General features: G+C 68.9%; 16 protein-coding genes and 2 pseudogenes. 7 read left to right on the top strand and 11 right to left on the bottom strand.

Annotated elements, in window-relative coordinates:
* The 4 genes from A5711_RS21865 to A5711_RS21850 form a co-directional block, all read right to left on the bottom strand.
* The gene (locus A5711_RS21865) at positions 1-3,207 is read right to left on the bottom strand and encodes an RND family transporter (RefSeq protein WP_082975812.1); all 3,207 of its coding nucleotides are present in this window, start codon (positions 3,205-3,207) and stop codon (positions 1-3) included.
* A gap of 16 nt (positions 3,208-3,223) precedes the next feature.
* A complete protein-coding gene (locus tag A5711_RS21860; RefSeq protein ID WP_067950226.1) occupies positions 3,224-4,672 on the bottom strand; it encodes a condensation domain-containing protein in 1,449 nt (482 codons plus the stop codon).
* A gap of 157 nt (positions 4,673-4,829) precedes the next feature.
* A complete protein-coding gene (locus A5711_RS21855) occupies positions 4,830-6,392 on the bottom strand; it encodes an NAD(P)/FAD-dependent oxidoreductase (RefSeq protein ID WP_067950222.1) in 1,563 nt (520 codons plus the stop codon).
* Between the two features lie 46 nt (positions 6,393-6,438).
* Positions 6,439-7,062 (bottom strand): TetR/AcrR family transcriptional regulator, encoded by a 624-nt coding sequence (locus A5711_RS21850; protein ID WP_067950220.1) that lies wholly within the window; start codon positions 7,060-7,062, stop codon positions 6,439-6,441.
* Positions 7,063-7,131: 69 nt separating this feature from the next.
* On the opposite strand from A5711_RS21850, the gene A5711_RS21845 reads away from it, so the two are divergent.
* On the top strand, positions 7,132-7,617 hold the full coding sequence (locus tag A5711_RS21845; RefSeq protein WP_067950218.1) for a DUF2834 domain-containing protein: 486 nt from the start codon (positions 7,132-7,134) through the stop codon (positions 7,615-7,617).
* On the opposite strand, the gene A5711_RS21840 is transcribed toward A5711_RS21845, so the two are convergent.
* Positions 7,614-7,883, bottom strand: coding sequence for a helix-turn-helix domain-containing protein (locus tag A5711_RS21840; RefSeq protein WP_067950216.1), 270 nt, complete (start codon positions 7,881-7,883; stop codon positions 7,614-7,616). The two genes, A5711_RS21845 and A5711_RS21840, sit on opposite strands and share 4 nt — an antisense overlap.
* Positions 7,884-8,034: 151 nt before the next feature.
* Between A5711_RS21840 and A5711_RS21835 the strand changes: the two genes are divergently transcribed.
* Positions 8,035-8,550 (top strand): carboxymuconolactone decarboxylase family protein, encoded by a 516-nt coding sequence (locus tag A5711_RS21835; protein WP_197501018.1) that lies wholly within the window; start codon positions 8,035-8,037, stop codon positions 8,548-8,550.
* Here A5711_RS21835 and A5711_RS21830 read toward each other — a convergent pair.
* On the bottom strand, positions 8,537-9,106 hold the full coding sequence (locus A5711_RS21830) for a class I SAM-dependent methyltransferase (RefSeq protein ID WP_067950243.1): 570 nt from the start codon (positions 9,104-9,106) through the stop codon (positions 8,537-8,539). The genes A5711_RS21835 and A5711_RS21830 overlap by 14 nt on opposite strands.
* A gap of 55 nt (positions 9,107-9,161) precedes the next feature.
* Here A5711_RS21830 and A5711_RS21825 point away from each other — a divergent pair, with 55 nt between their 5' ends.
* Positions 9,162-9,911, top strand: coding sequence for a helix-turn-helix domain-containing protein (locus A5711_RS21825; RefSeq protein ID WP_067950212.1), 750 nt, complete (start codon positions 9,162-9,164; stop codon positions 9,909-9,911).
* On the opposite strand, the gene serS is transcribed toward A5711_RS21825, so the two are convergent.
* Complete coding sequence (gene serS / locus A5711_RS21820; RefSeq protein WP_067950210.1) at positions 9,908-11,170, bottom strand: serine--tRNA ligase; 1,263 nt, start codon at positions 11,168-11,170, stop codon at positions 9,908-9,910. The genes A5711_RS21825 and serS overlap by 4 nt on opposite strands.
* Positions 11,171-11,281: 111 nt before the next feature.
* On the opposite strand from serS, the gene A5711_RS21815 reads away from it, so the two are divergent.
* The 3 genes and pseudogenes from A5711_RS21815 to A5711_RS21805 all read left to right on the top strand — a co-directional run bounded on the left by A5711_RS21815 (position 11,282) and on the right by A5711_RS21805 (position 13,275).
* On the top strand, positions 11,282-12,655 hold the full coding sequence (locus A5711_RS21815) for a septum formation family protein (protein ID WP_067950208.1): 1,374 nt from the start codon (positions 11,282-11,284) through the stop codon (positions 12,653-12,655).
* A 4-nt stretch (positions 12,656-12,659) separates the two neighbouring features.
* A pseudogene (locus A5711_RS21810) lies at positions 12,660-13,087 on the top strand (metallopeptidase family protein).
* Positions 13,084-13,275 carry a hypothetical protein gene (locus A5711_RS21805; RefSeq protein WP_067950205.1) on the top strand — a complete coding sequence of 64 codons (192 nt, stop codon included), beginning with the start codon at positions 13,084-13,086 and terminating at the stop codon, positions 13,273-13,275. Before A5711_RS21810 ends, A5711_RS21805 begins: the two are co-directional and overlap by 4 nt.
* 7 nt (positions 13,276-13,282) lie before the next feature.
* On the opposite strand, the gene A5711_RS21800 is transcribed toward A5711_RS21805, so the two are convergent.
* Both A5711_RS21800 and pheA read right to left on the bottom strand, forming a co-directional pair.
* Positions 13,283-13,969 (bottom strand): histidine phosphatase family protein, encoded by a 687-nt coding sequence (locus A5711_RS21800; RefSeq protein ID WP_067950203.1) that lies wholly within the window; start codon positions 13,967-13,969, stop codon positions 13,283-13,285.
* The gene (gene pheA / locus A5711_RS21795) at positions 13,966-14,916 is read right to left on the bottom strand and encodes a prephenate dehydratase (RefSeq protein WP_067950201.1); all 951 of its coding nucleotides are present in this window, start codon (positions 14,914-14,916) and stop codon (positions 13,966-13,968) included. Before pheA ends, A5711_RS21800 begins: the two co-directional genes overlap by 4 nt.
* Before the next feature lie 90 nt (positions 14,917-15,006).
* Here pheA and A5711_RS21790 point away from each other — a divergent pair, with 90 nt between their 5' ends.
* The gene (locus tag A5711_RS21790; protein ID WP_067950199.1) at positions 15,007-15,810 is read left to right on the top strand and encodes a DUF2470 domain-containing protein; all 804 of its coding nucleotides are present in this window, start codon (positions 15,007-15,009) and stop codon (positions 15,808-15,810) included.
* Here the strand turns inward: A5711_RS21790 and A5711_RS28100 are convergent.
* Together A5711_RS28100 and A5711_RS26540 are read right to left on the bottom strand one after the other, a co-directional pair.
* A complete protein-coding gene (locus A5711_RS28100; protein ID WP_082953415.1) occupies positions 15,807-16,064 on the bottom strand; it encodes a hypothetical protein in 258 nt (85 codons plus the stop codon). The genes A5711_RS21790 and A5711_RS28100 overlap by 4 nt on opposite strands.
* A gap of 253 nt (positions 16,065-16,317) precedes the next feature.
* Positions 16,318-16,732 (bottom strand): annotated as a pseudogene (locus tag A5711_RS26540) (glycerophosphodiester phosphodiesterase family protein); the annotation flags it as partial.

Raw genomic sequence — 16,732 nt, 5'->3', positions numbered from 1 at the left:
CTAGAGCCTCAGGCCGTCGCGCGGAGAAAAGCCGATCAGTTGCTCGGCCGTGCGCGTCGGCACCTTCTCTTCGTCCGGCAGCAGCCGCTTGCGTTTGACCGGGCCGCGATGCCGCCGCAGCGGCCACCGAGTGACGGAAACCAAACCGGGCGGCCACCACCAATTCGCCCGACCGACCAGCACGGCGATGGCAGGCACCGTCACGGTGCGCAGCAGGAACGTGTCCAGGAGCAGTCCCGTCCCCAGAACGAAGCCGCTCTGAATCACCGTGGACAGACTGGCGAATACCAAGCCGTACATCGACGCGGCCATGATCAGGCCCGCCGCGGTGATCACCCCGCCGGTTGAGGACACGGTCCGGATCACGCCGGAACGCAGTCCACGCGCGGATTCGTCACGCAGTCGAGAGATGAGCAGCATGTTGTAGTCGGCACCCACCGCGACCAGGATGACGAACGTCAATCCGGGTACGCTCCAATGCATTTCTTCGCCCAGGATGAACTGAAACGTGATGACGCCGATGCCCAGCGCCGACATGTACGAGACGATCACCGTGCCGATCAGGTACAGCGGCGCGATGACCGCGCGCAGCAATGCGATCAGAATCAGCAGCACCACGCAGGTGGTCATCGCGATGATGAATCGCAGGTCGTGGTCGTAGTAGTCGCGCGTCTCCTTCAGCACGACGGGTAGCCCCACCACCGATATCTTGGCGTCGGCCAGCGACGTATTCGGTTGGGCGCCCTGCGCGGCCGCCCTGATCGCGTCGACCTGGTCCATCGCCGCGGTGCTGAACGGATTGAGGTCGGTCTGGATCAGGTACCGCATCGAGTGGCCGTCGGGCGAAACGAACGCCCCGGCAAGCCTTTTCAGTTGCTCGGCCGTCATCCCGCCCAGCAGATCCTGCGCCCCGCCCGGCAATGCCGCTGGCTTGCCGCCCTCACCGGTGGCATACGACAACGCTTGCGGGGGAATGTAGAACCCGGCCATCGCCGGCGTCGTGGCCTCCTTCTTCATGGAAAGCAGGAACGCGGACGCCTCGCCCAACCCGAAGCCCATCTTCTTGACCTGGTCCACCAATTGCTGCACACCGTCGGCCAATTGCCGGCTGCCGTCCGCGAGGGTGTTGGTCCCCTGCTGCAAGAAGGTGATCTTGGCCCGCATGCCGCCCGGGCTACCCATCCCCAGGGAACCCATCGCGCCGACGACGGTGGACAACGCCCGGCGCAACCCGGAAACCGTTGCCGCGAGGGTCTGCACGGCCTGCGTCGCCCGCAGCTGGCGGGCCAGCTCCGATATCTTGCCCAGCGTTCCGTCGTCGCGGGCCGTCACCAGCCGCTGCAGTTCCCCGCGCGCATTGACACAGGCGGGCTCGGCACTGCACATCGGGCTGTTGTCGAGCGCCCCCAGCACGGGGTTGGCCCAATCGGAGTTCTCGGCAACGAAGTTCGCGTTCGCGCCGATGGCGTCGCCAAGCGAGCGCATGCCGTTGACGAGCCGCTCGGCGCCCTCGAGTTCGGCCAGCGCCCGATTCCCGCCGAAGATATTTTGCAGGGTCGCGAGCGCGTCGACGAGACCGCCCACGGCGGACACCGCCTGGTTGACCTGGGTCCGTACGTCGCCGAGCTTGCCCGCCATTTGGTTGGCGCCGCCCACCAGCCGATCGAGATCGCCGGTATGGTCGACGATTTGCCGGGAACCCGCGCCCAGTTTGTCGCCGACTTCGCCCGCCTGCCAGGAAGTCGTGGCTTGCTCCAGCGACTGCCCGGTGGGCCGGGTGATGCCTCTGACCATCGCGACGCCCCGCACCTGACTGACCCGCCGCGCCATCTGCTCGAGATCGGCGAGGGCCTTCGCCGTGCGCAGGTCCTGCGGCGAGGAGATGAACAGGTACTCGGGGATGATCAAATTGGTCGAGAAGTGCTTGTCCAGTGCGGCATAGCCGACCGAACTCTCGACGTTGCCCGGCAGCGCCTTGCGATCGTCGTAGTTGTAGCGGGCCAGGCCCGCGCACCCGGCCAGAATCACCAGTACCAGCGCGCTGGCCAGCAGGTGAGTTTTGGGCCGGCGCACGATGTTGACGCCCGAACGCCGCCAGAAGCGGCGGCTGAGATCGCCGCGCGGCGCGACCCAGTTGCGGCGCCCGGCGAGCACGAGCAGGGCCGGCAGCAGCGTGATCGCGGCGAAGAAAACGACGGCCACCGACATGCCCAGCACCGGTCCGACGGTCCGCAGGATGCCCAATTGGGTGAAGATCATCCCGAGGAACGTGACCGCCACGGTGGCGGCCGACGCCGCGATCACCTTGCCGATGGACGCCAACGCCCAGATCACCGCCCGATCCGAGTCCATCCCCCGGCGCACGTAGTCGTGGTATCGGCTGATCAGAAAGACCGCGTAATCCGTTCCGGCGCCGACCATCATCCCGCTCATGAAGATGACGGTCTGGTTGGCGATGCCCAGCCCGGCCAGTCCTACCAGCGCCACCAACCGCTGGGCCACCACCGCGGACATGCCGATCGTCAGCAGCGGCAGCAGCATCGTGACGGGGTTCCGGTAGATGACCAGAAGAATGACGAACAGCAGCACGATGATCGCGAGCTCGATCCGCGTCCTGTCGCGCTGGCCGGTGAGGTTCAGGTCGGCGACGGTAGACGCGGGCCCGGTGAGGTTGGCCGTCAGAGTGGATCCCGCCACGGCCTGTTTCACGATGCCGGCCACGCGGTTGTACGCCCGTTTGGACTGCGGCGAGCCAAGGTCGCCGGGCAGCCCGATGGGCAGCAGCCAGGCGCGGTGATCCTTACTGGTCATCAGCTCACGCAGCGGCGGTGTCGTAACGAAGTCCTGCACCATCGCCACGTCTCGGGTGTCCCGGCGCAGGGCTTCGACCAGTTTCCGGTAGGTGCCTTCGTCGGCCGGGCTCAACCCGCCGGCATCGCTGAGCACCACCACCGCGATGCTCTGCAACCCGGCTTCACCGAACGCGGCGTTCATTTCGCGGGTCGCGGCCAGCACCGGCGCGTCGGACGGCAGGATGGCCACCGGGTGTTGCTGCGAGATCTCTTCCAGCGACGGCGCGGTCAGCCCGAGAACTCCCGCGAGCGCGAGCCAGGCGCCGATCACCAGCCATGGCCTTCGTGCGATCAGCCGCCCGAGCCGGGAGAAGCCACCCGCCGGGTCATCCTGGCCAGTCTTCGCTAATGGCATCGGAACCGCATTCTTTTCAGCGTTTGTGCGCCGCCTGCCGGTAGAGGTCGGCAACGTTGCGTGCACGCTCCGCCGCCCCGCCGTCGGCGATGCGGACGCACGCGGATTTTAAGGCACCCAGGTATCGGGTGACGGAATTTCGGGCGGCGGGGTGGTCGGGAAACAACACGCTCGCCGCCGTCTCGTCGAACCGCCCGACCATCGTGCTCAACGGGTAGGTGACCCTGCCGTCGCTATGCGCACCGACGCTCAGGCCGTCGAACAACTGGGTCATCACCGACAGCGGGCTGGCCTGGGCGTCAAAGAAATTCACCAGGGCGAAAAGGGGTGGGGGCCTGCGCAGCGACGGCGCCAATTCCACGACCCGCTCGAACGGCACCAGCGCCAGGTCCGCACCCGAATCGAAGGAGGCCTGGGCGCTTCGCGCGGCGTCGTCGAAGGACGACCCGCTGACGGGGACGGTGACCGGTATGTGGCCGGTGAACCAGCCCTGCGTCGCGAAGTCGGCCTGGGTGCTGCGGGTGTCTTTCGGAGTGATGGCGAAATACGTTTCCGCACCGGTCAACTCGTGGATCGCCAGGGCAAGACAGGCGAACATGCCGCCGACGAAGCGGGCGCCGGCGGCGACGCACGCGGTTTCGAATCGATGCGTTTGCTTCTCGTCCAGCAGGGTCACGCCCAGCAAGTCGCCGTCATACGCCACCGCATCATCGCCCAGGGGCAGCGGGAACGCCGGGAACGTCCCGTCATTGAGCTCGGCAAAGTCGATCCAGGCCCGTACCTCCGGGGAGTCGACGGTCAGCGCCGAGGTATACGCACGCTGCCGCACGCAGTAGTCGGCATAGCTGCCGGCCGGTGGCAGCTCGACCGGTGGATTACCCCCGATCAGCTCGGCGTACATCGCCTGGAACTCCATGAGTCCCATCGCAACGAACTGCCCGTCGGCGTGCAGGTGGTCGATGCTGGCGTAGAAGGTGAAGCGGTCCGCGCGCTGAATCACCCCGAAGCTGAAGCAATCCCACTGCAGCGAGTCGGGGGTGGCCACGATGTGGTCCCGCAGCTGGGCGCCGGTCAGCTCGCCGTGTCCGGTCGGGACGAAGTCGATGTCGACCGCGTCGTCGATGGTGTGCCGCACGATGCGGTCGGCGTCGAGGTACTCGAACCAGCTGCGGTAGGTGTCGTGCCGGCGAAGGTGCGCGTTGATGACGTAGGTCATGGCGCGCAGATCGCACTGGCCCAGCACCTCCACGGAAGCGATCAGCAGCCGAGAATGGTCGAGGCCGCGCGCGGCCTGTTCACGCAGGCTTCGAAGGTGCCGCGCCTGAACGTAACTGGGCGGCACGGCGCTCGCCGGCGCCTCGAGGGCCTTGGCGCGGGTATCGGGCGACGGATGCCAGGAGAACAACGCGCCGGGAGCCGGGGCCCATTCGTTGACCGTCGAGACGTCCAAGGGCCCGATCCGCACCGCTACCTCCCGTACCGAGCACCGACGGCGGTGCTTCTGAGGGCAGCTGACTGCTCATTCGGGAGATCCGCCAAACACCGGTGGTGCTGAGGTTCCTGGGTAGCGTAGCCCGCGTCGCAGCGGGCCGCTTGGTTCGACCTGCCGCCCGCTCGAATCCCTAGGTAGCGCGCTCGGCGAGCGCCCGCCGGGCGGCGTTGTAGCCGGGAATGAACGTGATGCCGGGTCCGCCGTGGCAGCCCGCGCTGCCCAGGTACAGGCCCTCGATCGGGATCGGCTGCCCCCGAAAGCCCTTCGGGCCGGGCCGGTTCGGCCCGATCTGGTTCGGGTTGAGCAGACCGTGGCAGTAGTCGCCGCCGGGGGCACCGAACATCACGCCCATGTGCTTGGGCGTGAAGGTGGTGTGCCTGATGATGCTGCGCTCGAAGTTCGGCGCCAGCCGGGTGATCTTGTCGATCACCCGCTGGCCCATTTCGACCTTCGCGTCGCCGTAGTCGGCGCCGCCCTCGATCGGAAACCACAAGGCGAACGCCGAGGCGGCGTGTTTGCCCGCGGGTGCCAGGTCCGGGTCGTTCTGCGTGGGTATCTGCAACACCACCGTCGGGTCGGCCGGGACGATGCCGCGCCGGCAGTCCTCCCACTGCTGCTGCACTTCCTCCGGCGTGCAGAACAGGCCGATGGACGCCTGCATGGCCGGGTCGTTGAGCGCCTCGTAGGGCGCGGCGAATTCCGGCGCCTCCTCGAGCGCGAAGTGCATCTGCAGGTAACTGCCGCGGTGATCAGTTCGGGCATATCGCTCCCGGATGTCGCCGGGCAGCAGGGCCGGGTCGATCAGGTCGTTCAGGGTGGTGTCGGGCGCGATGCCGGACACGACGATCGGGGCGGTCAACGTCTCGCCGCCCTCGGTGCGCACCCCACTCACCCGCCCGTCCTCGACGAGGATCTCGGTCACCTTGCTGCGCAGCCGGACCTCACCGCCGTGGCTTTCAAGCAGTTCACTCAGGTGCGAGGTGAGCGCCCCGATGCCGCCTTGCAGCTTCTTCATCTGCATCGTGTCACCGTCGGGGACGCCCAACCCGAAGGCCAGCGCCGCCGCGCTGCCCGGCGTGGCGGGCCCGCGATAAAGGGTGTTGACGGCGAGCACGGTCATCGAGCCGCGCAGCGCACCGTGCTTCTCCCGGTCGGGAAGGTAGCGGTCCAGCACGTCGGTGACCGAACCGAACAGCATGTCGTCAATCGCCGACCGTTCGAATTCGTTTGTCGCGCAGGCATACATCTCGTCGTAGGTCTTGGGCTCCGTTCCGGCTTCGAAGCGGCCGAGCGCCCGGGTGGGCGCCTGGCTCCACGCCATCAGCCCCGCCATCCCGTTGACGGCGTCCGCCCCGTGCACCTCGTTGAGGTGGGTGAACAGCTTGATGGGGTCGCTGTACTGGATCAGCGGATCGTCGCCGACGCCGCGCACCGCCACCGACATCACGTCAAGGTCGATCGTCGGCAGGGTGTCCAGGCCGAGTTCGTCGACCACCACCTTCGAGGTGGGAAACTGCACCGAGCCGGCGATCTCGAACCGGTACCCGTCGAAAAGCTCCACCGTGGATGCCATTCCGCCGGCGTACAGCTTGGAATCCAGGCACACCGTGCGCAATCCCGCCTTCTGCAGCAGCACCGCCGCCGCCAGGCCGTTGTGCCCGGCACCGATAACTATCGCGTCGTAATCAGACATATGACCTCCCGCACAGCAGGCTGGCATGCGGCCAAAGTTTTGTCAATTATGACGAAACTGTGGTCACCCAGGTACCGGAGATGCCCTCCCGCAGCGATTCCAGCGCGACATGCGACATCCGCGCCAACTCCCCGAGGGATCGCTCCTCGCCGACCATCCAGGCTTCCATCGCGCCGAATACCGCGGCGGCGATGCAACGGGCGGTCACGGTGATCCGTAGCCGCGCGTCGGGCTTCCGTTGCGCCTCGCAGCTACGCCTTTCCAGTTGCGCCTCGATGGCGTCGGCGAGGTCGGCCTGGACGTCGCGGATGTGGCGATGGATGCGGTCCTGGTCCAGCTCACCGCCGCGCATTGCGGCGATTTTCGCCACGGCCTCAACGTCATAGGGGAACGCGAAGACGGCCGACTGAACGGAATCGATAACCGGTTCGTCGGCGGGTCTGGCGTCCAGCGCCGCGCGAAACCAGTTCAGTCCGGTGTAGTCGGCAAACAGCAGATCGTGTTTGGAGCCGAAGTGGCGATAGAAGGTGCGCAGCGAGACTCCGGCGTCGGCGGCGATCTGTTCGGCCGAGGTGTCCTCGACCCCCTGGGCCAGGAAGCGCACCATGGCGGCCTGGCGCAACGCCTCACGGGTGCGTTCGCTGCGCGCCGTCTGCGCCGGCCTGACCATGCAACTAAGGTACCCCACCAGCTTTTGTCAGTATTGACAAAACTTTGGGAGCCGGGTCAGACTGCGGCCATGGTCTCGCTTCTTGTGCATGCAGTTCTCGGGCTCAGCGTCATCGGCTGGATCGTCGCCGCCAACCCGAAGGTCTTCGCCCGCCCGGCCGGCGGACCGTTGTTCTCCCCGCTGGAATGCGTGTATTACGTCGTCGGGATCGCTTCGGTCGCCTTGGGCTGGTACTTCAACGTCACCTACGTGCAGGAGTACTCGCACGGATCCACCAACCCGCTCTGGGGCGAGCACGGGAGCTGGGCCGAATACATCAGGCTGATGTTCACCAATCCGGCCGCGGACTCCGCGAGCCAGGACTACACGATCGCGAATGTGGTTCTGCTGCCGCTGTTTACGATCATGGACGGCTATCGCCGCGGGCTCAAGCACCCGTGGCTGTACTTCGTCTCCAGCCTGTTCACCAGCTTCGCGTTCGCGTTCGCCTTCTACTTCGCCACCATCGAGCGGCAACGCCGGCACGAGCAGGCCCGCCAAACGGTGGACGCCTAGCTTCCCTCCGCCCAGCGGCGGGCCCACCGGTCCAGCGGATCGAGGGCCTCGCCCAGCGACAGGCCGGTCGCGCTGAGCTCGTAACACTGGTCGGCGCGCTGGACCACCAGGCCCGCGTCCGTCAGTTCGCCGAGCCGGTCATACAAAACGCTGGGGGACATGCCGTCGCAGCGCTCCCGCAAGGCCCGCGCCCCCAGGGGCCCGTCGCGAAGCTCCCACAGAATCCGCAACGACCAGCGCCGCCCGAGCAGATCGAGGGCCGCCATCAGCGGGCGCCCCGTTGTCGACCCCCGCACCGGCCGCCCCGGCCGAGCCGCCGATTGACGTTTCGGATTTCGTAACGTAGCTTTCTTGTCCATGGTTACGGAAATAGTAACGCCTCGCATCGGCGCCCTCGAACCGCCGTACGAGGACGCCGTGGCGGCACAACTTCAGAAGATGATGCCGCCGAACGTGCCGCCGATCGCCCTGTTTCGCACCCTGGTGCGCAACATGCCCATGACCGAGGCCATGACGCTCTGGGGCGGCTACGAGCTGAGCCGCTCGTTGTCGCTGTCCCTGCGTGATCGTGAGATCGTGATCGACCGCACCTGCGCTCGCTGCGGCTGTGAGTACGAATGGGGCGTGCACGTCGCGTTTTTCGCCGAGAAGGCGCGCCTCCACCGTGAGCAGGTCCGCTCCTTGACCCATGGCGGCGCCGACGATTCCTGCTGGACGGCCGAACGAGACCGCCTCCTCGTGCGGGCCGTAGACGCGCTCTGCGACCGTCGCGACATCGACGACGCCCTGTGGACGGCGCTGCGCGGCGAGTTCGACGAACGCGAGATTCTCGACCTCACGATGCTGTGCGGGTGGTACCACGCGATCAGCTTCACCGCACGTGCCGCCCGAGTGCCGCTCGAGCCCGGCAGCCCCACCTTCAGGTCGGTTTGACGGCGCGCCACCGTTGCCGCCCCCCGGACGGATCGACCTGCACGCCCGCGAAGCCCGCGTTGAGCAGCCGCGCGCCCAGATCCTTCGGCGCGATCGGGTTGTAGGTGTCGGCGACGTGGAGCAGCCGGAAGGTCAGGGACGGGACGCCGTCGCAGCCGGCGAAGGTCCCGCCCGGTTGCAGCACCCGGAACGCCTCGGTGAAAAGCCGGTCCTGCAATTCGGTGCTTGGAACGTGGTGCAACATCGTGAAACACACCACCGAGCTGAAGTGGTCGGCGGGCAGCCCCGTGGCGGTGCCGTCGCCGTGGATGATGCGGGCCCGGTCGCCGTAGCGGCGCCGCAAACGCTCGGCCATCGCGGCATCGACCTCGACGGCGGTGAGCGAGTTGGCCCTGTCCAGCAGGGCGCGCGTCGTCGCTCCGTACCCCGGGCCGATTTCCAAAGTGCGGGAACCCAATTCGACGCCGTCCAGCGCCCACGGCAGCAGCTGGTCGGCCACCGCCTTCTCCCAGCCCGCCGAGCTGCACCGCCGCCGGTGTAAGAGATTCATCGCCATGACGGCCACGCTAGGCGGACGCGGGTCCTGCGCACTTCCGATATTCTGCCGCGTTATGTCGGGAATCAGCCACCACGGGCCGGCGACCTCGTCGCAGGCCTTGCCGCCGGGAGCCCGGATCGAGCGGCACCGCCACCCCTTGCACCAGATCGTCTACCCGTCCTCGGGCGCGGTCTCGGTCACCACCCCGGCGGGCACCTGGATCACGCCGGCGAATCGGGCGATCTGGATACCGGCGGGCTGCTGGCATGAACACACGTTCCACGGCCACACGCAGTTTCACGGCGTCGCGCTGGACCCACGCCGGTACCGTCGCGGTCCCGCTGCGCCGGCGGTGCTGGCGGTCAACCCCTTGATGCGGGAACTCATCATCGCGTGCTCACGGGCCAACGGAACCGACACCGACACGCACCACCGGATGCTGGAGGTGCTGCATGACCAGGTGCAGGCGGCCAGTCCCGGTGAGCCACTGTGGCTTCCGACGCCGGTCGACGGCCGGCTCCGCGACGCGTGCGCGATGATCGCCGACAACCTGCGTGACCCGTTGACGTTGCAGCAGATCGGCCGTCGGATCGGCATCGGCCAACGCACCCTGAGCCGCCTGTTCCGCGACGAGTTGGCGATGACCTTTCCGCAATGGCGCACCCAGCTCCGGTTGCAACGCGCCCTGGTGCTGCTCGCCGAGCGCCGCGACGTCACGTCGGTGGCGTCCGAATGTGGTTGGGCCACAGCGAGTGCCTTCATCGACACCTACCGGCGGGCCTTCGGGCACACGCCGGGGCGGGCGATCGCCAAGACGCCCTAGCGGTTGGTGGGCTCGAGCACCTCGGCGCCCACGAAGGGCACCAGCGCGTCGGGCACCCGCACGCTGCCGTCGGGCTGCTGGTGGTTCTCCAGGATCGCCACCAGCCACCGGGTGGTGCCCAGCGTGCCGTTGAGGGTGGCGGCGGTCTGCGGCTTGCCGTTGTCGTCGCGGTACCGCGTGGAAAGCCGGCGCGCCTGGAAGGTGGTGCAGTTGGACGTCGACGTCAGCTCGCGGTAGGTGCCCTGCGTGGGAACCCAAGCCTCACAGTCGAATTTGCGCGCGGCCGACGACCCGAGATCGCCTGCGGCGACGTCGATCACGCGATACGGGACCCCGATCTGGGCCAGCATCTCGCGCTGCCAGCCCAGCAACCGTTGGTGTTCGGCCTCGGCTTCGGCGGGCGTGCAGTAGACGAAGCCTTCGACCTTGTCGAACTGATGCACCCGGATGATGCCGCGGGTGTCCTTGCCGTAGCTGCCGGCCTCCCGCCGGAAGCACGACGACCAGCCCGCGTAGCGCAGGGGTCCGCCGGACAGGTCCAGGATTTCGTCGGCGTGGTAGCCGGCCAGCGGCACCTCGGAGGTGCCGACCAGGTAGAGGTCGTCGGCCTCGACGCGGTAGATCTCGTCGGCGTGGGCGCCGAGGAATCCGGTGCCGGCCATCACCTCGGGGCGCACCAGCACCGGCGGGATCATCGGGATGAAGCCGTTCTCGACGGCCAACCGCAGGGCCAGCTGCAGCAGCCCGAGCTGCAGCAGCGCCCCACGCCCGGTCAGGAAGTAGAAGCGCGAGCCGGACACCTTGGCGCCGCGTTGCATGTCAATCAGCCCCAGCGACTCGCCTAGCTCCAGGTGGTCCTTCGGGTTTTGCAGCGAAGGAGGCTCGCCCACGACCTCCAGGACGCGGTATTCGTCCTCCCCGCCGGCGGGCACCCCGTCGATGACGACGTTGGAGATCGCCATGTGCGCGGCGGTGAAGGCGGCCTCCGCCTCGGCCTGCTCGGTTTCGGCGGCCTTCACCTGCTCGGCCAACTCCTTGGCGCGCGCCAGCTTGGCCGGGCGCTCCTCGGGCGACGCGGCGCCGACGCTCTTGCTGGCCGACTTCTGTTCGGCGCGCAGCGCGTCGGCCGACGAGATCGCCGCCCGGCGGGCGACGTCGGCCGCCAGCAAGGCGTCGACCAGCGCCGGGTCCTCGCCCCGGTTCAGTTGGGAACGGCGCACGGCGTCGGGGTCTTCCCGGAGCAGCTTCAGGTCGATCACGGCCCTGACACTACTTTTTCGGTTCCGGTCGGCGGGCAGAGCACCCAATCGGACTCAACTCAGGACTCACATCCGTAACTTTTGTCACGCGGCTCAGGTGGCCCTGTCAGAATGGAGCCGATGTCACGACCGCCCGAGACGGACCTTCCGGAAGCCCCGGAGTCCGACGCCCCCACCGCCGAGCCGGAACAGCCGCAAGCCGGCTTCCGGTGGCCGCGCAGTCTGCAGGCCCAGGCGACTCGGCGCGCCCTGCTGCTGACCGCGCTGGGCGGCCTGCTGATCGCCGGGGTGGTCACCGCGCTGCCGGTGGGGGGCACCGGCACGGGGCGGCTGTCCGGCTATCTCAACGGCAACCCGGTGCCCACCACCGGCAGCAAGAGCGACGCCGCCTTCAACAAGGCCGCCAGCGGTGACTGCCTGATCTGGCCGGACGCCACCCCGGAGTCGGCGAAGATCGTCAACTGCGCCGACGACCACAAGTTCGAAGTCGCCGAATCCGTCGACATGCGGACGTTCCCGGGCGCCGAATACGGCCCCAACGCCGCTCCCCCCTCGCCCGCCCGCATTCAGCAGATCACCCAGGAGCAGTGCGAATCCGCCGTGCGCAACTACCTGGGCCCCAAGTTCGATCCCAACAGCAAGTTCACCGTCAGCCTGCTGTGGCCCGGTGACCGGGCCTGGCGCCAGAACGGCGAGCGCCGCATGTTGTGCGGACTGCAGCTGCCCGGCCCCAACAACCAGCAACAGGCCTTCAAGGGCAAGGTCGCCGAGGTCGACCAGTCCAAGGTCTGGCCGGCCGGCACCTGCCTGGGCATCGACTCGGCCACCAACCAGCCGATCGATGCGCCGGTCGAGTGCGCGACTCCGCACGCGATGGAGGTGACCGGCACGGTCAACCTGGCCGAGAAGTTCCCCGGCGCGCTGCCGGCGGAGCCCGACCAGGACGGGTACATCAAGGATTTGTGCACCAAGATGACGGACGCCTATCTGGCGCCGGTCAAGTTGCGCACCACCACCCTGACGCTGATCTACCCCACCGTGCCGCTGGCCAGCTGGACGGCCGGCAGCCGCGAGGTCGCCTGCAGCATCGGCGCGACCTTGGGCAACGGCGGCTGGGCCACCCTGGTCAACAGCGCGAAGGGCCAACTGCTCATCAACGGTCAGCCGCCGGTGCCGCCGCCCGACATTCCCGAAGAGCGGCTCACCATGCCGCCGATACCGCTCCAGGTGCCGGCACAGGCTCCGCAGAGCCAGGCCAGCGCTCCCCCGGAGATCCCGCCGAACAATCAGCACCTCCCGGGTCAGCAGCCGGCGGTAGCGCCCCAGGCGCCCGCGTCGGACACCCCGCCTCCCCAGGCGCCGCAGGCCCCACCCCCGGCGGACGCCGGGGCGCCACCTCAGGCCCCGCCCCCCGCGGACGGCGGGGCGCCGCCGCCGGCCAACCCGGCGCCGGAGGCGCCGCCCGCGCCGCCAGCCGGGGGCTAGCCGCGTGCCCGCGCGGATGGATCCCCAGCGGTTCGACGAACTGGTGTCCGACGCGCTCGACCTGATCCCACCTCAGCTGGCGGCGGCGATGGACAACGTCGTCGTGCTGGTCGACGACCGCCACCCCGAGGACGGCGAACTGCTCGGGCTGTACGAGGGGGTCGCCCTCACCGAGCGCGACTCCGACTACGCCGGATCGCTGCCGGACGCCATCACCATCTACCGCGAGGCGCTGCTGGACGTCTGCGATTCCGAGGACGACGTCGTCGAGGAGGTGGCGATCACGGTGATCCACGAGGTCGCCCACCACTTCGGCATCGACGACGACCGGCTGGAAGAACTGGGCTGGGCCTGACGGCCGGTCAGCCGCGCCGGTTTTATGGGCGCGGCATCCCGGATTTGTCCGCGGGCGGTGCTATGAACGGGTTATGAGTGCTGACTGCCGCGACTGCCGGGCAGGCTTAGATCACTGTCACGGCACCATCATTCGCCATTCCCTGCGCCGCGCGGAGTGCACGGAGCCGGATTGCTTCAGCCCCGAGCTGTTGCCGCACGCCTTCGTGATCGACTGCGACGCCGTCGGTTGCGAGTGCTTCGAAGCGGTCGCGCTGGCCGTTTGACCGACCGTCAGCCCATCGGGTCGGTGCTCGAGTGCACCGCGTCCGCGACGGGACTGGCCTCGGGCTCGGGGTAGAACGGCGGCGTCAGGGTGCCCCACCGCACGCAGCTCCACCGCCCGTCGGTGATCGGCGCCAGCACCACCGATTCGGCGTTGTCGAGGTGGTTGTCCAGCGCGAAGCCGGCGTCCACACCCGCCAGCACAGCGGCGGCCAGCCGGATCGCCGCACCATGGCTGACGACGACGATGTCGCCCGTCCAGTCGTGGTCGTCGAGGTAGCGCAGGCGCAACTCGGTGAGCACCGGGACATAGCGGTCCAACACGTCGTTGCCGGTTTCTCCGCCCGGCAGCGGGACGTCGAGAGCACCGTGATGCCATTGCTCGTAGATCGCGTTGAATTCCGCGACCGCGTCGTCGTCGCTGCGGTTCTCCAGCGCGCCGACCTGGACCTCGTGAATGCCGTCGACCTCGACGGCGGACATCTCGAGCTCGCCGCCGATGACGCCGGCCGTCTGCGATGCCCGAATCGCCACCGAGTGCGCCAGCAGCCCGGGCCGTCCCGCACCCCGCGCGAAGGCGCGGGCCTGATCGCGACCCAGCGGCGTCAGCTCCGCGCCCGGCGGCCGGGTGTCCAGCCTGCGTTCGACGTTGCCGTACGACTGGCCGTGTCGCACGAGCACCAACCGGCCGGTCACAACTCGATTCCCCCGGTCGCCGTTCCCGGTTTTCCTTCTCGTAGCCGCGCCAGCCAGCGGGCCGCCTCGTCGGCCGGCGGCGGCAGCACCCCGGCGGGCGAGCCCGTCGGCCAAGATCCCAGGTATCGCACATCGGCACAACGACGGTGCAGCGCTTTAAGTGCCTCGGCGACGGCGTCGTCGTCGATGTGGCCCACGCAGTCGGCGAAGAAGACGTAGGTGCCCAGCGCGGTCCGGGTCGGCCGGGACTCGATCCGCGTCAGGTCGATGCCGCGGATCCCGAATTCGGTGAGCGCGCCCAACAAGGCACCGGGGGCGTTTTCGATCCGCAGCACCACCGCCGTCCGGTCGGCCCCGGTGCGGGCCGGCGGCGGGCCCGGCAGGCCCACCAGGAGGAAACGGGTGCATGCGTTGGGCTCGTCGACCACGCCGTCGGCCAGCGCCGCGAGTCCCCAGTGGGTGGCGGCCAGGGGCGAGGTGATCGCGGCGTCCGCCTGTCCCTCGGCGACCTGCCGCGCCGCGTCGGCATTGGAATACGCCGGCCGGGGCTCGGCGTGGGGCAGGTTCGCGGCGACCCACCGCCGCACCTGCGCCGCCGCCACCGGAAAGGCCGCCAGGGTGCGCACGTCGTCGGCGGAGCGGCCGGGTTTGACGACGATCGTGAACGCGACGTCCAGGGTCGTCTCGGCGAAGACTTGCAGCGGCGAACCGATGGCCAGGCTGTCCAGCGTGGGCGTCACGGACCCGTCGATCGAGTTCTCGATCGGGACGCAGGCGTACTCGGCGCCGCCGTCGCGCACGGCGTCCAGCGCCGCGGCGGTGCTGTCGATGGGCAGTCGCCGCACCTCGTCTGACACCCGGCCCGGAACCAGACCGGCGGCCGTGATCTGCAACAGCGCCGCCTCGGTGAATGTCCCTTCCGGGCCGAGATAAGCGATGCGGACCACGCCCCAACCCTAGCGGCGGGAGGCGTCAAACCGCTCTTGCGGCGCCTTGCCATCTAAGTTAACTTAGGCTTACCTAATTTAAGGAGAACGGTGTTACCCCTGACCTGCCCCGCCCCGACGACCGCCGAACGTATCCGCAGCGCGTGTGTCCGAGCCGGCGGCGCGCTCCTGGCACTGGAATCCGCGCCCGCCCGCCAGGGCCCCGTCGTGACGCCCGTGCATCACCTGCTGCCCGACGGGTCCTTCGCGCTGGCGATCCCCAGTCAGCGCGCAGGACGGCCGGAAGGCTCCGTCGCCGGATCGCAGGCGCTCCTGGAGTTGACCGACTATGCACCCCTCCCGCTGCGGGAGCCGGTGCGCTCGCTGGTGTGGGTGCGCGGGCAGCTGCACGAATTTCACCCGGCCGAGGTCGCCGAGACGGTCGACCTGATCGCCGCCGAGTGGCCGCACCCCGCGCTGCTTCAGGTCGACACCCCGCGATCCGCCCCGTCGGCGGGGCAGGAACCGCGCTACACGCTGGTCCGGCTGGAGGTCGCGTCCGTCGTCGTCACCGACGCCACCGGCGCCGAGCCCGTCAGCGTGGCGGATCTCCTTGCGGCCCGCCCCGATCCGTTCTGCGAGATCGAGTCGAACCTGCTGTGGCATCTGGACACCGCCCACAGCGACGTCGTTGCGCGGCTGGTGTCCCGGTTGCCCGCCCCGTTGCGCCGCGGGCAGGTGCGCCCGCTCGGGCTGGATCGCTACGGCGTGCGGTTCCGCGTCGAAGGAAAGGACCGCGACCATGACGTCCGGCTGCCGTTCCACAAGCCGGTGGACGACATGACCGGGCTGAGCCAGGCCATTCGCGTGCTGATGGGATGCCCGTTCATCAACGGGCTGCGCGCTCGCCACTAGCCGAACCCATCGTGTCGGGCGACCCCGGCCGCGTACGTTAACCAGGTGAACGGCGATCGACCACCGCACCGGCACGAACCGCGCACCGAGCCGTCACAGGTGATTCGCCGCGGCACCCGCCCGCCGGACCACAGCTCGGGCAGGTGTACCAGCAGGATGGTGTCGGTGCGGCTGCTGCCGATGTCGCCGCCGGTGGCCAGGTCCTCCTGCTGCTCGGGGCTGAGACCCTGGCGGCTATCCGACCCGACGAGCAACCAGTTCGTCCCGCGGCCGTGCCCGGGGCGCCCCGGGTAGTCGGTCAGGATGTCGTCGCGGTGCAGCCGGCTGTCGAACCAGACGGCCCCGCAGGCGACGCCGATGCCGGCCAGCAGCACGCCGATCACCAGGGCCGACGCAAGCGCTCGTAGCCGGCGGCGCCAGCCACGGCTGCGGCGCGTGCGCGGGGCGGTGGGCCGCGGCGGAGCTCCGGGTGGTTGTCGGGGGCGCGGCGGTTCGACCGCGCGAGGCGGCGGGGGTGGGGGCGGCGATGCCGAACCTGTGCAACAGCGCGAGCAGCTTCGTCTCCACCAGCGAGCCGTACCGCACCGGGTGCTTGGTCTCGATGAAGAGCTTCACCGGCCGGTGCCAATCCAGAACGAGGGAAACCAGGGCGTCCAGCGTCAACAAACTGGTGTCACCGTGCGTGCCGTCTTCACGCCAGCTGTCATGCCATGCGCCGTACTCGAGCTCACGCAGCTCGGCGAGGGTCATGGTGCTGACCAGGCCGGCCCCGGTCGAGGTCCGGTCGAGCCGGCGATCGTGTACGCACACCAAGTGGCCGTCGCGGGTCAGGCGCACGTCGCATTCGACGCCGTCGGCGCCCTCTTTGAGGGCGAGGTCGTAGGCGGCCAGCGTGTGTTCGGGCCGCGCGGCCCACCCGCCG

This window comes from Mycobacterium sp. E2238 (assembly GCF_001672665.1).
GTDB lineage: Bacteria > Actinomycetota > Actinomycetes > Mycobacteriales > Mycobacteriaceae > Mycobacterium.
The sequence above is the reverse complement of the archived record's forward strand: the minus strand, read 5'-3'. Positions and strand labels throughout refer to the sequence as shown.

Bases quoted from the DNA above. Each gene is read 5' to 3' on its own strand.
- A5711_RS21865 (WP_082975812.1), bottom strand. From the start codon at position 3,207: ATGCCATTAGCGAAGACTGGCCAGGATGACCCGGCGGGTGGCTTCTCC.
- A5711_RS21855 (WP_067950222.1), bottom strand. From the start codon at position 6,392: ATGTCTGATTACGACGCGATAGTTATCGGTGCCGGGCACAACGGCCTG.
- A5711_RS21850 (WP_067950220.1), bottom strand. From the start codon at position 7,062: ATGGTCAGGCCGGCGCAGACGGCGCGCAGCGAACGCACCCGTGAGGCG.
- A5711_RS21845 (WP_067950218.1), top strand. From the start codon at position 7,132: ATGGTCTCGCTTCTTGTGCATGCAGTTCTCGGGCTCAGCGTCATCGGC.
- A5711_RS21840 (WP_067950216.1), bottom strand. From the start codon at position 7,883: ATGGCGGCCCTCGATCTGCTCGGGCGGCGCTGGTCGTTGCGGATTCTG.
- A5711_RS21830 (WP_067950243.1), bottom strand. From the start codon at position 9,106: ATGGCGATGAATCTCTTACACCGGCGGCGGTGCAGCTCGGCGGGCTGG.
- A5711_RS21825 (WP_067950212.1), top strand. From the start codon at position 9,162: ATGTCGGGAATCAGCCACCACGGGCCGGCGACCTCGTCGCAGGCCTTG.
- A5711_RS21815 (WP_067950208.1), top strand. From the start codon at position 11,282: ATGGAGCCGATGTCACGACCGCCCGAGACGGACCTTCCGGAAGCCCCG.
- A5711_RS21805 (WP_067950205.1), top strand. From the start codon at position 13,084: ATGAGTGCTGACTGCCGCGACTGCCGGGCAGGCTTAGATCACTGTCAC.